At 33.5% G+C, this 21,027-nt stretch carries 26 protein-coding genes; 8 read left to right on the top strand and 18 right to left on the bottom strand.

All coding sequences use genetic code 11. The annotated features are described in order from the left end of the window. Positions 1–35 precede the first annotated feature (35 nt). The 4 genes from ACQKP0_RS11335 to hemE form a co-directional block, all read right to left on the bottom strand. Complete coding sequence (locus ACQKP0_RS11335; protein ID WP_427405953.1) at positions 36–611, bottom strand: TetR/AcrR family transcriptional regulator; 576 nt, start codon at positions 609–611, stop codon at positions 36–38. 247 nt (positions 612–858) lie between these two features. Next, positions 859–2,271 (bottom strand): protoporphyrinogen oxidase, encoded by a 1,413-nt coding sequence (hemY, locus tag ACQKP0_RS11330; RefSeq protein ID WP_427405952.1) that lies wholly within the window; start codon positions 2,269–2,271, stop codon positions 859–861. Positions 2,272–2,363: 92 nt separating this feature from the next. Further along, positions 2,364–3,299, bottom strand: a complete 936-nt coding sequence (gene hemH / locus ACQKP0_RS11325) for a ferrochelatase (protein WP_427405951.1) — start codon at positions 3,297–3,299, stop codon at positions 2,364–2,366. Positions 3,300–3,615: 316 nt separating this feature from the next. After that, positions 3,616–4,653 (bottom strand): uroporphyrinogen decarboxylase, encoded by a 1,038-nt coding sequence (gene hemE / locus ACQKP0_RS11320; protein WP_427405950.1) that lies wholly within the window; start codon positions 4,651–4,653, stop codon positions 3,616–3,618. A gap of 259 nt (positions 4,654–4,912) precedes the next feature. Between hemE and ACQKP0_RS11315 the strand changes: the two genes are divergently transcribed. Next, positions 4,913–5,437, top strand: a complete 525-nt coding sequence (locus ACQKP0_RS11315; RefSeq protein WP_427405949.1) for an antibiotic biosynthesis monooxygenase family protein — start codon at positions 4,913–4,915, stop codon at positions 5,435–5,437. 52 nt (positions 5,438–5,489) lie between these two features. Here ACQKP0_RS11315 and ACQKP0_RS11310 read toward each other — a convergent pair whose 3' ends face one another. The 3 genes from ACQKP0_RS11310 to liaF all read right to left on the bottom strand — a co-directional run bounded on the left by ACQKP0_RS11310 (position 5,490) and on the right by liaF (position 8,098). Beyond that, entirely contained in the window at positions 5,490–6,131 is a 642-nt protein-coding gene (locus ACQKP0_RS11310; RefSeq protein WP_427405948.1) for a response regulator transcription factor, read from the bottom strand. 64 nt (positions 6,132–6,195) lie between these two features. After that, positions 6,196–7,224 (bottom strand): histidine kinase, encoded by a 1,029-nt coding sequence (locus tag ACQKP0_RS11305; protein ID WP_427405947.1) that lies wholly within the window; start codon positions 7,222–7,224, stop codon positions 6,196–6,198. Between the two features lie 16 nt (positions 7,225–7,240). Next, entirely contained in the window at positions 7,241–8,098 is an 858-nt protein-coding gene (gene liaF, locus ACQKP0_RS11300) for a cell wall-active antibiotics response protein LiaF (RefSeq protein WP_427405946.1), read from the bottom strand. Between the two features lie 471 nt (positions 8,099–8,569). On the opposite strand from liaF, the gene ACQKP0_RS11295 reads away from it, so the two are divergent. After that, positions 8,570–9,751, top strand: a complete 1,182-nt coding sequence (locus ACQKP0_RS11295; protein WP_427405945.1) for a M20 family metallopeptidase — start codon at positions 8,570–8,572, stop codon at positions 9,749–9,751. Positions 9,752–10,004: 253 nt separating this feature from the next. On the opposite strand, the gene ACQKP0_RS11290 is transcribed toward ACQKP0_RS11295, so the two are convergent. From ACQKP0_RS11290 to ACQKP0_RS11280, 3 genes are all read right to left on the bottom strand, one after another. Continuing rightward, positions 10,005–10,739: an EcsC family protein gene (locus ACQKP0_RS11290; RefSeq protein WP_427405944.1), complete on the bottom strand. Its 735-nt coding sequence runs from the start codon at positions 10,737–10,739 to the stop codon at positions 10,005–10,007. Positions 10,740–10,809: 70 nt separating this feature from the next. Further along, positions 10,810–12,033: an ABC transporter permease gene (locus ACQKP0_RS11285; protein ID WP_427405943.1), complete on the bottom strand. Its 1,224-nt coding sequence runs from the start codon at positions 12,031–12,033 to the stop codon at positions 10,810–10,812. Then, complete coding sequence (locus tag ACQKP0_RS11280; protein WP_427406091.1) at positions 12,020–12,766, bottom strand: ABC transporter ATP-binding protein; 747 nt, start codon at positions 12,764–12,766, stop codon at positions 12,020–12,022. The genes ACQKP0_RS11285 and ACQKP0_RS11280 overlap by 14 nt, the downstream gene beginning before the upstream one ends. A 509-nt stretch (positions 12,767–13,275) precedes the next feature. On the opposite strand from ACQKP0_RS11280, the gene ACQKP0_RS11275 reads away from it, so the two are divergent. From ACQKP0_RS11275 to ACQKP0_RS11260, 4 genes are all read left to right on the top strand, one after another. After that, positions 13,276–13,698 (top strand): HIT family protein, encoded by a 423-nt coding sequence (locus ACQKP0_RS11275; protein WP_427405942.1) that lies wholly within the window; start codon positions 13,276–13,278, stop codon positions 13,696–13,698. A gap of 378 nt (positions 13,699–14,076) precedes the next feature. Continuing rightward, positions 14,077–14,595, top strand: coding sequence for a tryptophan transporter (locus ACQKP0_RS11270; protein WP_427405941.1), 519 nt, complete (start codon positions 14,077–14,079; stop codon positions 14,593–14,595). A gap of 490 nt (positions 14,596–15,085) precedes the next feature. Continuing rightward, entirely contained in the window at positions 15,086–15,448 is a 363-nt protein-coding gene (locus ACQKP0_RS11265; RefSeq protein WP_427405940.1) for a YtxH domain-containing protein, read from the top strand. Positions 15,449–15,631: 183 nt separating this feature from the next. Beyond that, entirely contained in the window at positions 15,632–16,213 is a 582-nt protein-coding gene (locus tag ACQKP0_RS11260; RefSeq protein WP_427406090.1) for an HTH-type transcriptional regulator Hpr, read from the top strand. Here the strand turns inward: ACQKP0_RS11260 and ACQKP0_RS11255 are convergent. Beyond that, positions 16,210–16,548, bottom strand: coding sequence for a DUF1878 family protein (locus ACQKP0_RS11255; RefSeq protein WP_427405939.1), 339 nt, complete (start codon positions 16,546–16,548; stop codon positions 16,210–16,212). The two genes, ACQKP0_RS11260 and ACQKP0_RS11255, sit on opposite strands and share 4 nt — an antisense overlap. Before the next feature lie 304 nt (positions 16,549–16,852). On the opposite strand from ACQKP0_RS11255, the gene ACQKP0_RS11250 reads away from it, so the two are divergent. Further along, positions 16,853–17,032: a hypothetical protein gene (locus tag ACQKP0_RS11250; protein WP_427405938.1), complete on the top strand. Its 180-nt coding sequence runs from the start codon at positions 16,853–16,855 to the stop codon at positions 17,030–17,032. Between the two features lie 38 nt (positions 17,033–17,070). Here ACQKP0_RS11250 and ACQKP0_RS11245 read toward each other — a convergent pair whose 3' ends face one another. Beyond that, positions 17,071–17,160: a YjcZ family sporulation protein gene (locus ACQKP0_RS11245; RefSeq protein WP_427405937.1), complete on the bottom strand. Its 90-nt coding sequence runs from the start codon at positions 17,158–17,160 to the stop codon at positions 17,071–17,073. A 216-nt stretch (positions 17,161–17,376) separates the two neighbouring features. Here ACQKP0_RS11245 and ACQKP0_RS11240 point away from each other — a divergent pair, with 216 nt between their 5' ends. Next, entirely contained in the window at positions 17,377–18,267 is an 891-nt protein-coding gene (locus ACQKP0_RS11240) for a peptidylprolyl isomerase (RefSeq protein WP_427405936.1), read from the top strand. Positions 18,268–18,329: 62 nt separating this feature from the next. Here ACQKP0_RS11240 and ACQKP0_RS11235 read toward each other — a convergent pair whose 3' ends face one another. From ACQKP0_RS11235 to ACQKP0_RS11210, 6 genes are all read right to left on the bottom strand, one after another. Beyond that, the gene (locus tag ACQKP0_RS11235) at positions 18,330–18,515 is read right to left on the bottom strand and encodes a sporulation YhaL family protein (RefSeq protein WP_427405935.1); all 186 of its coding nucleotides are present in this window, start codon (positions 18,513–18,515) and stop codon (positions 18,330–18,332) included. Between the two features lie 155 nt (positions 18,516–18,670). After that, positions 18,671–19,291: a sporulation-specific diadenylate cyclase CdaS gene (gene cdaS, locus ACQKP0_RS11230; protein ID WP_427405934.1), complete on the bottom strand. Its 621-nt coding sequence runs from the start codon at positions 19,289–19,291 to the stop codon at positions 18,671–18,673. Positions 19,292–19,447: 156 nt separating this feature from the next. Next, the gene (locus ACQKP0_RS11225) at positions 19,448–19,681 is read right to left on the bottom strand and encodes a hypothetical protein (RefSeq protein WP_427406089.1); all 234 of its coding nucleotides are present in this window, start codon (positions 19,679–19,681) and stop codon (positions 19,448–19,450) included. A gap of 103 nt (positions 19,682–19,784) precedes the next feature. Then, positions 19,785–20,018 carry a hypothetical protein gene (locus tag ACQKP0_RS11220; RefSeq protein ID WP_427405933.1) on the bottom strand — a complete coding sequence of 78 codons (234 nt, stop codon included), beginning with the start codon at positions 20,016–20,018 and terminating at the stop codon, positions 19,785–19,787. Positions 20,019–20,183: 165 nt separating this feature from the next. Beyond that, the gene (locus ACQKP0_RS11215) at positions 20,184–20,414 is read right to left on the bottom strand and encodes a hypothetical protein (protein ID WP_427405932.1); all 231 of its coding nucleotides are present in this window, start codon (positions 20,412–20,414) and stop codon (positions 20,184–20,186) included. A gap of 215 nt (positions 20,415–20,629) precedes the next feature. Beyond that, positions 20,630–20,914: a hypothetical protein gene (locus ACQKP0_RS11210; RefSeq protein WP_427405931.1), complete on the bottom strand. Its 285-nt coding sequence runs from the start codon at positions 20,912–20,914 to the stop codon at positions 20,630–20,632. Positions 20,915–21,027: the final 113 nt, after the last annotated feature.

Here is a 21,027-nt window from a genome sequence, read left to right as displayed (position 1 = left end):
TCTTAAATCGGTCATTAAAACAAAAAATTTGAGGATTATCTGATTGATAATCCTGTAAATAAGTAAGACTCAAATAGATCTGCTATCTCCTTTTTCTCAAGGGGCGCATGATGTTTTTCCCAATCAAAAATTAATGAAATATACAACTTTAACATAATAAAGGCTGTAATTTCCGGATCACATTTGTTAATCTCACCTTTATCCATTGCTATCTGGATAAAACCCTTAATATAATTTAACACTGCGGTCTCGACTTTATGAATGACCTCAGATACAGCGGGAGTTCCCATTTCCCTTTCTTCCTGAAAGAGTTTGATTGTCAATTGATGTTCTTTACGAAATTCCAATATACGAAATAAAACATTATGCATGTTTTCTGAAAAAGAAAGGTTTTCATCAATTGCTTCCTCTGCAGAAGCTTTCATTTCTTTAATTAAGGAAGTAACAATTTCATCAAATAGCTCTTCTTTGTTTTTAAAAAAAGTATAGATTGTACCTTTTCCAACACTTGCCAACTTCGCAACTTGGTCCATTGTAGTGGCTTTATACCCAAATAATGAAAAAGACTTAGTTGCTGCATCGATTATTAATTGTTTGCGGTCAATTGCCAATAAATCTCACCCCAATATCTTAATTTTGACCGTAAGGGGAAAACAGTCAAACAGTTTCGATTGAATTACTATATCACACTTTTTTACAATATACAAATCATTTTTTATTTGAATATATCTTAATATTGACTTAGTAAAACAGATTATTAATACAAAAAAATCCTGTAGGGTATGCAATCGGCAATTATTCTACGAATAGAAATCACTGAATACATACCCTACAGGTGGTATATAGCCTTTTTATGATCTAATTAGAACTAGTTTTCAAGTATTGAAGAATTTGATTTACCACAGACTCACCTTGCTCGATACAATCTGGAATGCTTATCCCGTTAAAAGAGCTTCCCGTAATAAACATTCCTGGAAGTTCTTTTCGTACATTTTCATAAAAATCAGCCATTCGGTCCAAATGTCCTACCGTATATTGCGGCATCGCATGTTTCCATCTTGAGACAATTGTAAATAGCGGTTTTTCTGTTATATCCATTACTTTTTTTAAATCATCTAAAACTACTTGCTCAATTTCTGCATCTGATAAATCAACAACCGTTTCGTCACCGGCTCTACCAACAAAACAACGCAGCAATACTTTCCCATATGGGGTCGAATGCGGCCATTTTTTATGTGTCCACGTACACGCATTAATGGTATAATCACTATTTCTTGAAACAACGAAACGAGTTCCATTAATATCATGTTTAATAGCATTTTCTGGAAAGGCCATAACAATTGTGGCTACGGACGTTGTGGGAAAGTTTCGAAACGGGGCGAATAAATGATCATTAGAAAATAAATCCGGCAACAAATAATGTGGAAGTGCGACAATCACACTATCTGCTTGAAGTTTTTCCCCATCATTCAGTGAAATATGATAGACATTTTTCTCTGGATGTTTGACTATAGACTGAACCCGAATTCCCTTCATTACTGAATCAGCTTCTAATTCCTTTTCTATTGATTCGACAAATGATTCTAAACCATTTTTAAAAGTTAGAAAACCATTGGATCCATTTTCATCTTCATGAGAAAATGTTTTTTTCATTCCGATTAGCAAGCTCCGATACTTTTTTTCAACTTCAAAAAATTGCGGAAAAGTTGACATTAAACTTATTTGATCGATATCTCCAGCATAAATTTCTGAAAGCAGCGGTTCAATTAAATTTTCAACGACTTCATTTCCGAACCTGCGCCGAAAAAATTTCCCTAGTGATTGATCTCTAGATTCATTTGAACGTGGGAGTAGAAAATCTGCTGCCGCCCTCATTTTTCCAGCCAAAGAAAATAATCCCGTCGCAATGAATGGTGATATTTGTCTTGGAATTCCCACACTTACATCGTTTGGAATTGAGTAAAGCTTTTCATTTGCCACCACAAAGGATGTCATAGATGCATTGTGAACTAAAAGATTTTGCATTCCAACCTTCTCAGCTAATTTTAAAATACTTTTTTTATTTGCTTGGAATGATTCAGGACCCCTTTCGATAAGAAATCCGTCTTTATGTATCGTTTGAATCTTTCCTCCTAATCTTCTGGAAGCTTCAATTAGTTTATATTCTATCGGTAAGTTTTTCTTTTTTATCTCTTCTTGTAAGTAATATGCAGCAGTTAAACCAGTGATCCCGCCACCAACTATAACTACTTTTTGTTTTTCTCCCTCCACAAAGTTTCACCTTCTTTGGCTGAAAATTCTTTTTACTGTAAAGGCTTTATAATAAACGAACATCAGGGAAGGTACCCTGATGCTATAGTATGTTAATTATTTTTCAAGTTCTTTAAGACTACCTCAGCCAATGCGTCAATAAACTCTGGTCTGGCATTTGGCATAGGTGGTCGATAATAAGTGGCACCAACTTCATCTGTTACTACCTTACACTCATAATCATTATCAAAAAGAACTTCTAAATGTTCAGCAACAAATCCTACCGGCACATAAACAAATGCCTTATATCCTTTTTCGTTAAATAAATCACGAGTTAAATCTTGTACATCAGGGCCAAGCCATGGATCAGGAGTATTGCCTGCACTTTGCCATCCAATTGCATACTCTTTAATACCAGCCTTACTTGCTATTAAATCAGCTGTTTCCTTAAGTTGATCTGGATACGGATCACCATACTGAAGTATTTTTTCTGGTAAGCTGTGTGCCGATACAATTAAACAAGCAGACTTCCGTTCATCCTCAGGCATATTTGCATAAGCCTCTGAAACCTTTTCTACCCAGTAATCAATAAATTTCGGTTCTTTATACCAACTTTCAATTGATTTAATTACTGGTCCACCAAATTTTTGAGCTGTTTCTTTTGCTCGTTCATTGTAAGACTTAACGCTAAACGTAGAGAAATGAGGGGCAAGCACAAGTGAAATCGCTTCATTGATTCCATCCTTATGCATTTGTTCAACTGTATCCTCAATAAATGGTTCAATATGCTTTAGACCAATATAAGCTTTAAATTCTACTTCGCTTTGAATCTCATTTAAATGATTTTGAAGACCATAGGCTTGATCTTCTGTAATTTTTGCTAAAGGTGAAATCCCGCCAATAGCTTTATAACGGCTACGTAAATCCTCTAGCATTTCTGGAGAAGGTTTACGTCCATGGCGAATATGTGTATAGTATCTTTCAATATCTTCTTCTTTATATGGCGTCCCGTATGCCATGACTAGAAGTCCCACTTTCTTCTTTGTCATCGGTTTAACCTCTTTTCTTTATTGTTAGGCTGTTTTCGCAAAGAATATAAAAAGATCTTAATAGAAGGCTCTTTTCGTATAAATTGTTGTTTTTAGACTATAAACTTAGTCCGTTGATTTCCGCTCCAGACACTTGCTTTCCGCGGGAGGGATGGGAGCCTCCTCGGCGTTACCGCCTGCGGGGGTCTCCCACTTCCCTCTTTTTCCCGCAGGAGTCAAGTGCCCTCCGCTACAATCAACTCAGATTGTTAATAAAATATCACTAAAAAAGCAACAAACTTTACGAAAACAGCCTAATAGAAAAAAGAACTCTTTATTATTTCTTTGCGCTATACTCATGGATAAATGCAGTTAGTCTTTTTAAGGTTTCCGGATTTACTTGTGGAAATACCCCGTGTCCAAGGTTGAATATATATCCTGGGTTTTCCATTCCTTGATCAAGAATAGCTTTTGTTCTTTCTTCAAGCACTTCCCATGGTGCCATTAAAATCGCTGGATCTAGATTCCCCATCACTGCCTTTTTAATTCCTTTTTGCCTCGCCTCGTGAATTGGAAGTCTCCAATCTAGTCCAACAACATCTATAGGAAGGTCATTCCATTCAAGTGCTAAATGACTAGCACCTACACCGAACATGATAAGTGGAACATTTTCTTTTCTCAATTCTGAAAAGATTCTTTCCATGACTGGCTTAATAAAGATTCGATAATCTTCTACATTTAAAGCACCAACCCATGAATCAAAAATTTGTATGGCACTTACTCCTGCCTTTATTTGGGCACGTACATATGTAATCGTCATGTCTGCAAGCTTATCCATTAATGCAAACCATGCTTTAGGCTCTGAATACATAAATGCTTTCGTTTTTTTATAATCCTTTGATGGCCTTCCTTCAATCATATAGCTGGAAACTGTAAATGGTGCACCCGCAAATCCGATAAGCGGTACAGTCAATTGTTCTTGCGTTAAAAGCTTAATTGTATCCAGCACATATGGAACATCTTCTTCAGGAGAAATTTCTCCTAATTTTTCAACATCTGCTAAAGTTTGAATCGGATTATTAATGACTGGACCGATTCCAGACTGAATTTCAACATCTACCCCAATAGCAGGCAGTGGTGACATAATATCTTTATATAAAATAGCTGCGTCCACATCGTATTGCTCAACAGGCAAACGAGTTACATATGCACATAATTCAGGTTGATGGGTAATCTCAAAAAGGGAGTATTTTTCCTTTAATGCCCTATATTCTGGTTGAGAACGACCCGCTTGACGCATAAACCATACTGGAACATGGCTTGTTTTTTCACCCTTTGCCGCCTTCAAAAGGGTATCATTCGTTATTTTACTCATGTATTAAATGTCCACCTTTCAAAACAATCTTTCCCCATTGTATAACAAAATTTTTAAAAGAAAAAATATCTAATTCTATCTTCATTATAGTCTGATATCACTATAGACTTTTTCATGAGTGTTGTATAGTTTGCTAGTGGAAATGTCATAAATTCTCCCTTTTTGTGTGAAGGAAAATGTAATAATGTTAGAATTTTCTATCATTTATACTATACTTTTATAATTTCTAATGGATATAATGATAGTGAGGTGATTCAAATTGAATTTTTACATTACAACAGGCACATATGATTTTTTAGAAAAAATATTTAACAAATACAAAGATGAAAAGATCATTTTAATGCAAAATGCCCAGAACTCACTCTTAATCCATGAAACGGAGAAAAAATCTATTTTTGGTGCTCCAAGAAAATATGAAGTGCTCGATAGGAATGGTGAGCTCGAAAACTGTGGATTTGTCGTTTTCTACAATATTCCTATTTCAGATGAGGGTAAGCCCGTGTTTGAATACGGGTATAAAAATAAAAAACATTTAATTGAAAATGCCTTTGGTAATACCGCTTCTAGATTACTCAAACCTAAAAAAGGTGATACATATATCATCTTTACAATGTGGAAGGACGAAAAAGATTACAAAAGGTGGAAAAATACTGATTCTTATAAAACGTTCATAAGTGAACACAAAACGGAAAACCCGCTTTCTAGTAATAGTCTTTTTAATGGAACACCTTATGAAACTGAATATACAATTCCAAATGATGAAAATCAAAATGCGTCACAATAATGTGACGCATTTTGATTTCACTCCGATAATATTACAACCTCAAAAATATCATTTATTTGTTTAATGTAATATTTTGCCTATTCGCATAAATGGCAGCTTGTGTGCGATCAGCAACTCCTAATTTTCCAAGAATATTACTTACGTGTGTTTTTACTGTTTTCACACCGATAAATAAAAATTCACTAATTTCTTGGTTTGACATCCCTTCACCTAAACACTTTAAAACCTCTATTTCCCTTTCTGTTAAATCATCGTGGGGTTTTTTTTCTTGCCGTCTAAAGCGATTCATCATTTTATTTGCTACTTTCGGTTCAATGACAGATTCACCTCGAGCTGCTTTATAAATCGCCTCTGTCACCTCTTCAGCACGTGATGTTTTTAATATATAACTATGTGCTCCTGCCTCAATTGCCGGAAAAACCTGTTCATCATCATAATAGCTGGTAAGAATAATCACTCGACAATCAGGAGAAAACTTCATGATTTCTTTTGTTGCATCAATCCCCGTTCCGTTTTCCATTAATAAATCCATTAATATTACATTTGGTTTATGTATTTTTGCTAATTTAATAGCTTCTTGGCCTGAACTAGCTTCAGCTACGAGATCTATATTTTCTTCAGTTAATAGATAAGAACTGATTCCTAATCTCACCATTTCATGATCATCTACAATCATGACTTTTACTTTGCTCATCCTTTTTCCCCCTAAATCCAAATTCCTCGACCTTCTCGTTTCTCTATGAGCTGTATGAGTCTATTTAAAGTGGTATTCGAATATTAATATATGTTCCTTCCTCTTCCATAGAACGAATTTGAAAAACTCCGCCTAGTTCTTCACAGCGTTCTCTCATTGTTTGCAATCCGTATGAAGTCATTAAACTTCTTTCAACCTTAAATCCCTTTCCATTATCACTTATGTATAGATGTAGATGCTCTCTAATTGTTTCAAGATTTATTCTCACCTTTGTTGCTTCAGAATGACGTAATATGTTTGAGAGGGCTTCCTGAACAATACGAAACACATGTTCTTCAATTGCTTTAGAAAGATGATCTATATTTTCAATTTGACATTCGATATCCAGCTGTGTTTTCTCTCTTAACTCATTCACTAATTTGTTCAGACCTTCATTAAGTTTATCTCCCTTTAAATCAATGGGTCTTAAGTGTAAAAGTAACGCGCGCATTTCACCTTGTGCTTTAGCAGCTATATTTGCAACTTGTCCAAGCATTGTTTCTGTTTTGATTGGATCTTTAGAAACAGTTCTAAGTGCTGCTGATGAAATCATCCCTAGTGCAAACAGCTGCTGACTAACAGAATCATGTAAATCTCTTGCCAATCTTTGTCGTTCTTCCATCACAGCAGCTTGATGTGCCTGATTGGCCAATTCTGTTTTTTCATCAGCCAATCTTTGTAATGAACGCACTTGATCTTGTATAAACATTGCTAATTGATTCATTTCCTCAAAAATCAAGCCAATTTCATCCTTCTCAATTTCAGGTGCTCTGGCAGAATATTTCCCACTTCTCAAGATTGAAACAAAGGATAAAATCTCATCAAGCCTTTTTAAAAAGACTTGTCCGCTGCGATAACCAAAATAAATACTTAAAAATAAAAAAACGACTAATAGAAATAAGGTAAGAATGAGGATGTTCTTTGTATTTAAAACTTGATCTCCATATGTATAGAGATAGAATTGTAAAAATACAAAATAGATTAATCCGCCCATTAATGCCATCATAATAAAATTCTTAATAAACCAAAAACGAATACTTTGAACCTTTCTCAAAGAACTTCCCTCCTTCCTATACCCGATCGATTCGAATAGAACCAATTCCAATTTCTATCATTATATCGATTTTTTTTATACCTTCTTCATAGTCGGGAGATTCAAAAAACAAATGTGGCTTTGTTTCTGAAGATTTTAAGTCAAATAAACGAATATCTCCTACCTTTGTCTTCGCATCAATTCTAACTGGTATATCCTCGGGAATAAGCATCTTCACATCACCAATTCTACTTTTAATTTTGACAGATGTCTCCTCTTCGGGGATAAATGCTTTGCTAAAATCCAAGTAGAAGTCACCAATGGTTGTATGAATATCCATCGGCTTTAACGGCCAATTTTGCTCATTAAAATGAACATCCGATACAGAAAGATTCTTTTTTATATTCTCCTTTATTTTGCTTTCCGAACTTATTAGATTACTCTTTATTCCATCCCCTAAATTTTTCATATTCATTTTAATATTTTTTTCTAAATTCTTTTTAGCAGTATCTTTTAAATTAATTTTATATACTTTAACGTCCTCTTTTGAATCAAAGTTGACAACGACCTTCCCCTTTCCCTTAAAAAACAGCTGATCGATTGCCAAATAGATTAAAAATATAGGCCAAAGCTTCCACCAATCTCCAAAGGAAAAATGAATCACCTTTTGCTGACTTAAAATTAATAATGCACCGTAAGTCGAAAATAATAGAGCTAAAAATATATTACCTGACGATTTTTTACGAATGGACTTAATAATATACCAAATTCCTACAATAACAAACACGATAGGAATAAACATGACAAAAAACTCTTTTATTTCCAAGGAAATGACACCGACATTTATTAAAAGAAGGGCAATTCCTACTAAAAGTAAAACAACTGAAAATAACAATATAATTCCCCGCCTTTTTTTAAAAATAAGAAAGTATAAAATTTACTAGGATATTAAGTATGAATAGTGTCTGCTGTGTCTAGCTCCAGCGCCTATCGGCTAGCGGATTTCTCCGTCTTCTCCCTACGATAAGTCAACATCGACTCGTCCCTCGTCGTGTCTCCTTTATCTCAGTCGAAGACTACAAAATCCGTACGCCGATAAGCAAGGCGCTTGCGCTTTTCTAATTTAATTTCGAGAAAAACTAAAAAATCCCTTTATATTAATATATTAATTATATATTACTTTCTTTTTTATTGAACGTACAATCGTTTTAGTTCATCTCCGTCTACAGACGGATTTTTCATTTCCCACCTTTTTTAATACGAAATGTCGGAATACATTGAATAGATGTTCTGTTTTTACAAATCTTCTATTAATAGTGTTATAATTGTTTAAAGATTAAGATTTCATTCATAAGGAGTGCTAACAATGACAATCCAAACACTATTTCAAAAGCTTGAACAATCATATGATGAAATGGTAAATATCAGAAGATATTTACATCAACATCCGGAGCTATCATTCCAAGAGGTTCAAACAGCTAAATATATTGCTGATTTTTATAAAAACTTAGGAATAGAAGTAAAGGAAAATGTTGGAGGGAATGGTGTGGTTGCGCGAATTAAGGGGAAATATCCTGGTAAAACAGTTGCCTTACGTGCAGATTTTGATGCTTTACCAATCCATGAGGAGACAGATCTTCCTTACAAGTCAAAAGTACCTGGAGTTATGCATGCTTGTGGTCATGACGGTCATACTGCCACACTTCTCGTTCTAGCTAAAACACTATTTGAAATGAAGGATGAACTAGCTGGAGAGTATGTAATGATCCATCAGCATGCAGAGGAATTTGCGCCCGGCGGTGCCATTTCTATGATACAAGATGGCTGCCTCGAAGGTGTTGATGTTATTTTTGGTACTCATCTATGGTCACCAGTTCCATGTGGCACTATTTCGTACCGAACAGGCCCGATTATGGCGGCAGCTGATCGTTTTGAAATCAAAATTCAAGGATATGGCGGACATGGTGCACAACCACATAAAACAAAGGATGCTATTGTAATTGCCTCTCAATTGGTAATGAATTTACAACAAATTGTAAGTCGTCGAGTTGATCCAATTGACTCTGCAGTTGTCACTGTTGCCTCTTTCGTCGCAGAAAATGCCTTTAATGTCATTGCCGATACAGCAAAATTATCTGGAACCGTAAGAACATTCAACGAGAATGTTCGTGATTTTATCGAAGAAGAAATTGAACGAATTGTCAAAGGAACATGCTTAGCAGCAGGGTGTGAAATTGAGTATGAGTATCATAGGGGTTATCCTGCTGTTGTAAATCATGAAGTTGAAACTGACTTTTTAGTTTCTTGTGCTAAAAATGTTGCAGATGTAGAGAATATTGTAATGGCTGCACCAGAAATGGGTGGAGAGGATTTCGCATATTACTTGCAACATGTTAAAGGAACATTTTTCTTTACTGGTGCTGAACCTGATAATGTGGAAAATCCTTATCCCCATCACCACCCTAAATTTGATATTAATGAAAAAGCATTACTAATCGCTGCGAAAACATTAGGAACAGCCGCTTTGAATTATCAGACAGTAGAATAAGAAAAGCGGAAACGTCGCAGCTCTAGTGTATAGATTTCGTAGTCTTCTACTGAGATAAAGGAGACACGGCGAGGGACGAGTCGATGTTGACTTATCGTAGGGAGAAGACGGAGAAATCCACTAGCCGATAGGCGTTGGAGCTAGACACAGCAGACACTTTTCATGCCTAATATCCTTAGTAAATTTTATACTTTCTTACCTTTGAACAAAAGCATATCACTAATATAAAATAAGTAAAATCCCACTTGACCGTTCAAGTGGGATCTTCTATTTTCGTATTATTTTGATTAAGCCACCGAATCCTATAAGCATTCATGGCTGTTTCCCCTAGTTGATCCAACAAGTTGTAATTAGCGTAAGCTCCAACCACTGCTCCTATTCCTGGAACAAGCTGAAGCATTTTTACGAAATCAATAAAATCACGGTATTCCTGCTGTAATGTTCTCCAGTCAACATCAACTAACTCCACTTTTAATTGATCCCAATTTTCAATTGTTTCTAAAACAGCTCTTTTATGTTCCTCACTGGAAAATGCTAATTGAAATACATATAAAATAAATAGTCGTTCATCATAGTTTTTGACATCATATCCATAGATAGAGGCTGCTTCAAATAAAAATTTCATTTTTATTGATAACAATAGTGGAAAATCTGCAAGTCCAAGCAGGATCCCGCCTGCCCCTGTTCCTGCTCCTTCTACAGCTGCTGTCTTACGAAATTTATTCAAGCTCTCCATAATTAATTTTTCTTTTTCTTCCATTGTTAAGCTTTGAGTCACTTTAGGCTTTGTTAAATATTCAGATCCAAAAAGGGTTGCTTGTATCATCTTTTTAATACTTTCCGTAATGAGCTGATGTGCTTTTTCAGGAATGAATCCAGTTATTTTGTCTTGTGCTCTTTTCGTAATCCGGTTCACTATTCCTGATTTTTTATTTAATTTACGTTTCCAAACTTCAACTTCACTTTTTATTTGTTGTTCACTCGTCATATAAAAACTCCTTCTCTTCTCATTAATAAATTATACGTTAACAAGAATATGAAGTTTCATTATCAACCTTTTATCTTTGATTTATTTTACGTAATCTAGAAGGTACATACCACTTAATAAATATGAAAGAAAAGACGATCCCTAGAATTAAGACAAATAAACCATTTTCCCATGAGTGACGCAGTAAAACAATGATGCCAAAGATGATGGATTGTACAAAAAGAAAAATATTTAACAATTGTAAAAATGATTTTCCCTTTAATGATCCCTCTACAGGATATAGGTATTGCCAAATTTTCAACTCATGATATCGAATCATTGGTATTAACTGGAATCCGGTTAAATAGAGGAAAAGGATAGGTATTCCAATTAATAAATATTGCTGTCCACTAAAATAAAGCAGAACACCACCAATGAGAGTTAGTCTCACAAATAGACCGAAATATTCACTTGATCGAATAAATGTTCTAGCGAATAGAAACGTATAAGTATTTCTTTGATCATACTGTACAAATTGAAGTACTGGATCCAGCCATTTTCTTCGTTTTATTTGACCTTTTAGTTTCGGAACATCTGTAAATAAATTTGCAAAACGATAAAACGCACTCATTCTTTTTTGTTCTCTATTAATTAATATATCCCATTTTAAAGTTTTTTCTTTTACCTTCTGATGGTAAACAACAAATAATGCTAAATAAAGAAGGATGTATATTGCATTAATCCATATATCGACACGCTCGATAATAAAATAAATAAAACTCATATTTAAAATAAAGCGGATAATCCAATCAATTGCTGCGAGCTTTTGATTTTGGAGCTTTAGTACATCCCATTGCAAAAAGAGATTCCAGATTTTTAAGATGAACAAAATGATTAATATATACCAAAAGGATTTGAATCCATTCCCGCTTACTTTTGCATACATTGGCATACATACTGCAAGGAGCATTAATAAGATATATGCTTGAAGAAAAAAGCTTAGAAAAATCGCTTTTCTAAAATATGACTTTAATTTCATCTCAATCGGCAGCAAATAAACTTTATCCGCTTCCTTTAGTAAAGTGTAGATAGGACTCATCGTTAAGACAATACCTAAAAGTATGCCCATGACCCATCCGATTGGAAAGTCAGCGTTCAAGGTTTTAACCCAGCCACTATAATAATAAGCACCAGCACTCAGAGCAAAAATCACTACAAATAAAAGATGATCATTAAAAATATATTTAAGGTAACGCCTTAAATCATGAATATATAATTGAACCCTTTCCTTCCATAAACTTTCAATCTGTTTCATCGGAATCTTCCTTTGTTAACTGAATATAGATATCATCTAATGTCGCTCCAGGCATATTAAAATCATCCTGTAATTCCTTTAATGTTCCTTTTGCCCTTACCTGTCCATTATGTAAAATAACAAAACCGTCACAATACCTCTCCGCTGTTGCAAGGATATGGGTTGAAATTAGAATACCAGCACCGTTTTCCTTCATTTTCTTCATTAAGTCTAATAATGATTGGATCCCTAATGGATCTAGGCCTACAAACGGTTCATCAATAATATATAAGTTTGGTTCAACTAAAAAGGCAGACATAATCATGACCTTTTGCTTCATTCCTTTAGAAAAATGTGCAGGAAACCAGCCTAATTTTTTTTCTAAACGAAATTCTTTTAATAAAGGCTTAATTCTTTCTAGATATGTATCACTGCTTATCCCATAAGCCATTGCTGTTAGCTTTAGGTGCTCATCCAAAGTCAATTCATCATATAAAATTGGTGTTTCAGGGATATAAGAAAATTGTTTTCTATATTCATCAGGACCTTTATGAAGCTCTAGCTGATTGATACGAATCGTTCCTTTTTTCGGCTCCATTAATCCAATGATATGCTTAATCGTTGTACTTTTCCCTGCACCATTCAAACCTATTAAACCGATCATTTGATTTTTTTCAATTGTAAAGGATAAATCATTTAATACCGCTTTTTTAGTATAACCCCCGGTTAAGTTTTGCACTTCAAGTAACGACATATTTAAACGTCCTTTCTTCATTTTGCAATAGTAGTTTTCATTATATTTAAGGATAACAAAAAAAGTAATTTCCTTCGAATAATTTAGATCAAATTGTACAGGATAATTAGTGAAGGGGTTAGTAAACGTTAAAAAACGGGGTGGTTATTAAAGACCGTAACCGTAAAAGCGATTAAGGGCTGGTCAATGAATATGGCAGCAACGGATTTAACACACATTTAATAAATGAGGTGTTTGTCGTAGATCACTTACTGTTTTAAACGTTAATAGATAATGTTAAAACAATAAGGAGATGATCACGTTGAACAAAGGTCATATACTCCATTCATTTGAATAACACTCTTATCATAAATGAGGTGTTTATCAAAGGCAGACCATTTATTTTATAAACCCTTATTAATACCCCTTCAATTAGGACGGGATTTCAGCGAAATCCCGTCCTTTTTATTCCACTTTTTTGACATTATAAGGTATACTAAGAAAAATATAAATGAAAGGTGGAACATTTTATGAGTGATTGTATTTTTTGTAAAATTGTAAATGGAGAAATTCCATCTGCAAAGGTTTTTGAAAATGAACATGTAGTTGCCTTTCTAGACATTAGTCAAGTAACAACGGGTCATACCTTAGTTATTCCAAAAATACATAAAGAAAATATTTATGAGCTGACACCGGAGATTGCCTCAAATCTTTTCGAAATCGTCCCAAAAATTGCAAATGCTCTAAAAACTGAATTTGAACCAATAGGAATGAACCTGGTTAATAATAATGGTGAGCATGCAGGACAATCTGTTTTCCACTTCCATTTACACCTTATTCCTCGTTACGGTAAAGGTGATGGATTTGGGGCTGTATGGAAAAATCATCAAAGTGAATATACTCAAGAAGACTATAAAAATATCGCTGCAGCAATTTCTAAACATATTCAATAAATTCATAAGAAAAGCGCAGGCGCCTTGCTCATCGACGTACGTACTGGAGGGACATCGACTGAGATAAAGGAAACACGATGAGCCCTTTAAGGGCGAAACGATGTTGACTTATCGTAGGGAGGAGTCCTGAAGTACGCTAGTCGATAGGCGCTGGAGCTAGACATAGCAGACACTATTCATGATTTTTTACTTCAATAAATATTATACTTTCTTACCTATTAAAAATCCTGCTTCAAGGAAGCAGGATTTTTTCATTTCTCATAATAACTCTCTACATATTTAATATTATATGATATAATCTTACTAATCTTTCGCTACTGACATTCAGAGTACAGTAGGAGAGAACCCGAGTTTAGTAGAGATGAGGAGAGATGAGAAGTGAATACTAAAACATTAGTAACCTTAAGTTTATTCGTTGGGATTGGTGCAGTTTTGCATCTAGTCATTCCGCAAATTTTTCTAGGCATGAAACCAGATATGATGTTAACGATGATGTTTTTAGGAATTTTATTATTTCCTAGAAAGAAAAATGTGCTTTTATTAGGTGTCGTTACAGGGATCCTATCAGGAATAACAACAAGTTTTCCGGGGGGATTAATCCCAAATATTATTGATAAAATATTGACTTCTTTTATTTTCTTTGGATTATTTCTGTTAATTTCAAAACGATTGAAATCAATGCTAGCAATTATCATACTAACTATTATTGGTACTCTTGTATCTGGAGTAATATTTTTAACATCTGCATATTTTATATTTAGTCTACCAGATTCATTTAAGGCGCTATTCTCAGTTGTTGTATTACCTGCGACAGTATTGAATTCTATAACACTGTTCATTCTTTATCCTATTGTAAATACAATCATAAAGCGGACAACCATTGCTGAAAATATATAAATTCTTTAAGAACCCCAAGATCGGGGTTCTTTTTATTTTGTCATCATTAACAAGAGAAAGGACAAAATGACAGAAATGATCCCCCCACTCCCCAAAACGACAATTCGTTGTTTTAGAATCCGTTTTGGGGGATACACCCCTAATCTCTGAAAGCTAAAGAAAGAATGAAACATTCCAATAAAGAAACAAGTACTAATGAGGAAGAGGCAAAATATTATTCCTTTCATTATCAACACCTCTTTGTCCAAAATTATATTTTTAAAATACTTCTATCCTTAAAAAATATGCGACTGCAAATATTTTCATGATTCTTTTTCCCTTCATAATGTCTATAAAATAATGAATTACCATGATTTTTCAAAAAAAATATTATATAATTAAAATATTCTTGCAGGATTTTGCAAATTATTGTAGAAAAATAGATATATAGGTATGCAAAAAATTCTTAATAATCACTTTAAAAAATAAAATATATAAATGGGGTGTTCTCATGGATAAAAAAGCATTCGCATATGGTTTAATTGTTGGAGGATTTGCCGGAGCAATATCTGCATTGCTTTCAGCTCCATCATCCGGTAAAGCATTAAGAAAACAATTAGCTGATTCTAAAAAGGAATGGGTGTCTACAGTTAAAGATATGACGAAAAATGTTAATGAGCTAAAAAACTCAATTCAAGTATTGACAACTGAAGGAAAGGATATGGCAGTCAAATTAATCTCTGATGTAAAAACCACTATATCAGAATGGCAAAATGATATTGAGCCAAATAAAGAATCCATCTTCCGCGAAGTTCAAGCATTAAAAGATTCAATTGAAGATTTAGAGCAAAAAATTCAAAAACGACCGGATTAATGGTATGTGAGAAGAAAAATAACACATTTGCCAATATCAATCATAATGTAATAAAACAAGAATAAATTTATTTTATTACACAAGGGAAGATTTATTCTAAAAATTTTGTATATTTATATCTTTATTAATTTTTATTTTATTGGCATAATGAAAATAAGATATATAGAAAAAGTGGGTGGAGTTATGACAGAGAGACCATACTCAGTAAAGGAAGCGATGCTTTTTAGTCAGAGAATTGCACAAATAAGTAAAGCGATTTGGAAAATGATTGAAAAGGATTGGCAGCAATGGATAAAGCCTTATGATTTAAATATTAATGAACATCATATCTTATGGATTGCCTATCATCTTAAAGGTGCTTCCATTTCAGATGTTGCTAAATTTGGAGTTATGCATGTTTCCACAGCTTTTAATTTTTCAAAAAAGCTAGAGGAACGAGGCCTTTTGGAATTCTCAAAAAAGGAAAATGACAAGCGTAACACTTATATTCAATTAACCGATAAAGGTGAAACGATATTATTAAACTCTATGGAGTCTTTCAATCCGTCAAATAGTACTGTATTAAATGGAGCAATGCCACTAAGAGATTTATACGGTAAATTTCCAGAATTCATTGAATTAATGGCGATTATCAGAAATATATATGGGGATGATTTCATGGAAATATTTGAAACATCTTTTAATAATATTGAAACCGAGTTTTGTGAAGTAAATGGGAATGTAAAAAAACTTCAGACTGAGAATGAAAGCTTAAGTAATTTTTAGCTTTTTGGAATGTTTTTAAGTAAAATCTTCATAAGTTCCGGATATAAATTTTGTTTGATGCAAGCTTGAATAACTTCTATAGGATCGAGCTTCGAATGAAGCTCTTCTTTAAATTTTTTAAAAAGTGGTGAAAAAAAGACAAAGTTGTCTGCTTTTTGTTCTTCGCATTCTTCACTCAACTTTTCACAAAGTTTATAGAAGGCTTCTACTTCTTTTTCTTGAAGCTGCTTTTCAACAATTATTCGATAAAATTCGTAATGACCATCAGATAGCATTTTCATTAACAATTTTTGATGAAATTCTATTCGATCAAGTCTTTGCTCAATTGATTCCATATATTTACCCCATTTGTTAGTATCTTATAAAATCTTCTTTTATAGATCTTTTTTTAAAGTTAAATAAGTGTTTTATATCCCATTTATACTAGTATAATACAACTTCACCTTTGAATTTACTATCATCCTAATGAAAAAGCTATCATTTTCTCGTCAGATTTCGGCAATTTCCAACCGTAATCTATTGTATTATATATTTATTCTCTTCTCTTATTCAGTTAGGTTATCAAAATACCTATCTTTTTATTTCAAAATTTGGTATCTTAAGCATATATGTATTAGGAGATTAAAGGGAGGGATTTTATTGATCTCCGTTTTTATTTTATTTGCCATTGTTATTTTATACCTAATAAACAATATGACCAATTCTCTTTGTATACAAAAAGAAATTCCGGAAGAAAGACAACCAAAGGTTTTTATGACAATCAATATTCTCGTTACGATTTTACTCGTTTCTTCCTATGTAGAAATTTTATATACATAAATAAATCAGGTTCAAATTTGAACCTGATTTATTTCTTACTAATAGACCCAAGTTGCTCCAATAATTATTAACAAAATAAACAATACAACGAGTAACGCAAAACCGCCTCCATATGCTCCACCACCCATTATTAGTCACCTCCCCATCTAGATAATGTTATTCTATTCACTTTCATATTTGATGTTAAAAACAATCTTCATTATCGATTAAGTTAAAATTTGATTAGAATTCCTTAAAAATACCATTAGTCTTCCGGTATTATGTTTCTTTTCTGATAACATGTATGGTATAGTATTTGTTGTAAGTTTTATTGGACGATTATTTAAACAGGGAGTTGTTTATTGATGAAAAAATGGGTTTTATCCCTTTCATTAGCGGCAGGAGTTTTAGGACTAGCTGCATGTAGCAGTAATGGAAGTGACGTAGTTGTAAAAACAAAAGCAGGTAATGTTACAAAAGATGAATTATACGAAGCAATGAAAGATAAAGTCGGAGATCAAGTTCTACAACAAATCGTATTTGAAAAAGTACTATCCGATAAATATAAAGTTTCTGATAAAGAAGTCGATAAACAAGTAAACGACGCTAAGAAGCAACTGGGAGACCAGTTCGAAACAGCACTTCAACAATACGGATATGCAAATGAAAAAGACTTCCGTAACACGATTAAAGTAGGGCTATTACAACAAAAAGCGGCATCTAAGGATTTAAAAATAACAGATAAAGATATAAAAGATTATTACGACAATAATATTAAGCCTGATATTCAAGCTAGCCATATTCTTGTTGCTGATGAAAAAACAGCAAAAGAGATCGAAGCTAAACTTAAAAAAGGTGAAAATTTTGCCGATTTAGCGAAGAAATATTCAACTGATACTGGTTCTGCAAAAAAAGGCGGCGAACTTGGTTGGTTTAATACTGGTAAAATGCTTCCTGAATTTGAAGCAGCAGCCTATAAATTAAAGGTTAATGAGATCAGTGAGCCTGTTCAAACCCAATACGGATACCATATAATTAAATTGACTGGCGAAAAAGATAAAGCACCTTTAGATGACAAAATGAAAAAAGAAATTAAAGAGAAAATAACAGCTGAAAAAGTTAATCAACCAAAAGTTGCTGAAGTGATGAAAAAAGAAATTAAAGATGCGAAATTGGATATCAAAGATAAAGACTTAAAGAAAGCATTTGATAATGTTTTAAATGCTGATACATCTGGTTCTACTTCTAAAAAATAAGCATAAAAAAGAGGGTTGGCCATATGGCCTCCTCTTTTTAATAGCTATTAAATGATTGTACTTTATCCTACTTCATTCACTTGTTTCCTTCTTTCTTTTTCCTCTTCCATTCGTTCAATATATTCTTCCCCTTCTTTTTCTATCCATTCCTGTTCTAGTTTTCGATCTTCTCTTGATGTTTTGACCGCCATAAAAGCACTAACAGCAATTCCAGCTAAACATAAATATATCCATATAGGCAATGACATGTGCTTCTCCCCTTCCAATGGTTGTCCCTTTTTTAAAAATGTATGCTATTTTTCATAAAACATGACAGAATCATCTACTTAACGATGAAAATTACACAAATATATTAAGACAACTGTATTTTAATGTTTCAATATTAATAAATATGATCTTTTGATTATGTAATCGCCCCAGGATGAAAAGGATATATCTTGCCTTCCATAGTAAAAGAGGCTTTTCCCGTTTCTTCAGATACTACCAAAACGATTGCATCGGTTTGTTCGGAAAGACCTATCGCTGCTCTATGCCTAGTTCCAAGTTTTTTTTCACCAACATAGAACTGCGAAAGTGGCAGCACATTTCCAGCAGATATAATCTTATTATTATGAATAAAAACCGCTCCATCATGAAGGGGACTGCCAGGATAGAAAATTGACTCAAGTAAAGAGTATGATAGGCTTGCTCCCACTGAAATCCCAGAATGCATGTGAGAATCTACAGGATCATTGCGACCAATAACAATCAATGCACCATGTTTTCTTCTAGACAAATGTTCTATTGCAGTTGTCAACACTTCGTATCTATCCATAAAAGGTGATAAATAGGAATTTAGATAAAAGGAGGCAGCACTCATTTGGAGCTCAGCAAATTTTCGATTAATTTGTTCGAACTCACCTAGAATACAACAATCTTTATTCTTAATTGTGACCAGAATATTTTCGATATCTTCTTTAATTAAGTGTAAATCATTTTCCATCTGTTTTTTCAATGTACTAGAAAACTTCGGCTTTATATCCATTTTGCTTACACCTCATTCCTAATACTCATTATTATTTTAATAAGCGTTCAATTTATTCCACTAGCTTTATTAAATAAAATTGGTACAAAAAAAACTGTAGGGAACTTGTATTTCGAATTGAGAACGTTACAAGCACCCCCAGCATATTTTTCTCCTTTAAATTAAACTGTTTTTAGCAGTCGTGTCATCAGTTATATCAGGGTCTATTACTGTTCCGAATGGAATATAAATCGGTGCTAAGTCACCATTTTGTTCACCAATTCCCTGATTTCTTTTATATGAATTAAAATGATCAATAACTTGAAAAGATCCTACATTTACTGCTGACGAATTATCAACTGCATTAACTTTAAATCCTAAAAGATTAATAACCATTGGTGTAAATAACACCATATAATCACTCCCTAATTTAACTTTATAAATTATGTCGAGAATACGTTTAGAAAAATATCTCCGAAAACCTCCCGTATCCCTATAGGCACAAAACCTATTATTAGATAATACTGTTTTTAACTGAAGGAGTATCATTAATATCATGATCCAAAACGAGTGAAATCGGGGATAATATCGGAGATTGATCACCATTTTGTTCCCCAATCCCTTGATTTCTTTTATATGCAAGATAGAAATCAATATGTTGACTTGGTCCCATATTTAAAATAGCTGAATGATCAATCGAATTTACTTTCAAGGTTTGAAGATTTATTACAACAGGGGCAAAGTTCATATGCATCTCTCCCATCCCCGAGAAACAGATAATAATATTTCACGATTTTAAAGATAGATTAGAAAATACAGTTACAGGTGATGAAAAATGGAGTATTAAAATTAATATGAAATGAAAAGTGGAAAAATCAGATGAACATTGGTGATATAATAATAGTAGATATAATTAAATATTTGTTTTAATGATGGAATGATCTAATATTTCATCATCATAAGTGACTCCAACAGGAGCAACCAGAACTGTTGTATCACCTAACTGCTGACCAAAGGGCTGATTTTTTTTGGCAAAAACATTTCTGCCAACCTTAACGGTGGATCCAAAAGAAATCGAACCTATATGCTCTGCGCTATTGATGTCAGCATTAACAATGTTAATTTTTGTTGGCTCAAAGTTCATTTTCAATTTCCTTCCCCTCATGCAATATTCGTCTAAAATTACGATTTAATACATTCTATGAGTAAGAGAGGGATATTATTCAAATGTATTTCCCAGATGATTCATCTATATCCAATGATTCAAAAACAAATAACTCTTTCCCTCATTTAGAAGATGAAAGAGTTATTTCATTCTAATATAGATATCGTCCAAATTAATAAATTCTTTTATGGTTATTACCAGCCACCACGAACCATTCGCCACATTCTTCTTTGATGATGTGGGTTTTGAGGATCCACCCCACATCGCATTAAATAACCTGCGGCATGATCTCTTTGTGCTGGAGTAACTGGTACCCCTAGGCACCCTGATAAACGGTCTACCATACCGTAAGCATGTTCTGGCCGTCGTAAATCACAACCGCGATATGATCGGCAAATCATATAACAACGTCGGGCATGCCAAGGATTCATCATTTTACCGCGAAATGTCCGCATTAATCTTGGATCAATTCCTCCCATTATCTTCCCTCCTATCTACTTTAATTTACATAACACTGGAAGCATCGAAAGTAGATTGTCCCCCACTTCTTAAATGCTGATATATCTTATGTGTTATAAATATAGGAGAAACG

Source organism: Heyndrickxia sp. NPDC080065 (assembly GCF_050281185.1).
Lineage (GTDB): Bacteria > Bacillota > Bacilli > Bacillales > Bacillaceae_C > Heyndrickxia.
Note: the sequence above shows the minus strand (reverse complement) of the source record. Positions and strands in the feature narration are given on the sequence as shown.

Bases quoted from the DNA above. Each gene is read 5' to 3' on its own strand.
- ACQKP0_RS11220 (WP_427405933.1), bottom strand. From the start codon at position 20,018: ATGAACTTTGCCCCTGTTGTAATAAATCTTCAAACCTTGAAAGTAAAT.
- ACQKP0_RS11290 (WP_427405944.1), bottom strand. From the start codon at position 10,739: ATGACGAGTGAACAACAAATAAAAAGTGAAGTTGAAGTTTGGAAACGT.
- ACQKP0_RS11275 (WP_427405942.1), top strand. From the start codon at position 13,276: ATGAGTGATTGTATTTTTTGTAAAATTGTAAATGGAGAAATTCCATCT.
- cdaS (WP_427405934.1), bottom strand. From the start codon at position 19,291: ATGGATATAAAGCCGAAGTTTTCTAGTACATTGAAAAAACAGATGGAA.
- ACQKP0_RS11235 (WP_427405935.1), bottom strand. From the start codon at position 18,515: ATGTCATTGCCTATATGGATATATTTATGTTTAGCTGGAATTGCTGTT.
- ACQKP0_RS11285 (WP_427405943.1), bottom strand. From the start codon at position 12,033: ATGAAACAGATTGAAAGTTTATGGAAGGAAAGGGTTCAATTATATATT.
- ACQKP0_RS11215 (WP_427405932.1), bottom strand. From the start codon at position 20,414: ATGAACTTTGAGCCAACAAAAATTAACATTGTTAATGCTGACATCAAT.
- ACQKP0_RS11210 (WP_427405931.1), bottom strand. From the start codon at position 20,914: ATGGGAGGAATTGATCCAAGATTAATGCGGACATTTCGCGGTAAAATG.
- hemE (WP_427405950.1), bottom strand. From the start codon at position 4,653: ATGAGTAAAATAACGAATGATACCCTTTTGAAGGCGGCAAAGGGTGAA.
- ACQKP0_RS11260 (WP_427406090.1), top strand. From the start codon at position 15,632: ATGACAGAGAGACCATACTCAGTAAAGGAAGCGATGCTTTTTAGTCAG.
- ACQKP0_RS11245 (WP_427405937.1), bottom strand. From the start codon at position 17,160: ATGGGTGGTGGAGCATATGGAGGCGGTTTTGCGTTACTCGTTGTATTG.
- ACQKP0_RS11310 (WP_427405948.1), bottom strand. From the start codon at position 6,131: ATGAGCAAAGTAAAAGTCATGATTGTAGATGATCATGAAATGGTGAGA.
- ACQKP0_RS11265 (WP_427405940.1), top strand. From the start codon at position 15,086: ATGGATAAAAAAGCATTCGCATATGGTTTAATTGTTGGAGGATTTGCC.
- ACQKP0_RS11280 (WP_427406091.1), bottom strand. From the start codon at position 12,766: ATGTCGTTACTTGAAGTGCAAAACTTAACCGGGGGTTATACTAAAAAA.
- hemH (WP_427405951.1), bottom strand. From the start codon at position 3,299: ATGACAAAGAAGAAAGTGGGACTTCTAGTCATGGCATACGGGACGCCA.
- ACQKP0_RS11295 (WP_427405945.1), top strand. From the start codon at position 8,570: ATGACAATCCAAACACTATTTCAAAAGCTTGAACAATCATATGATGAA.
- ACQKP0_RS11240 (WP_427405936.1), top strand. From the start codon at position 17,377: ATGAAAAAATGGGTTTTATCCCTTTCATTAGCGGCAGGAGTTTTAGGA.
- ACQKP0_RS11255 (WP_427405939.1), bottom strand. From the start codon at position 16,548: ATGGAATCAATTGAGCAAAGACTTGATCGAATAGAATTTCATCAAAAA.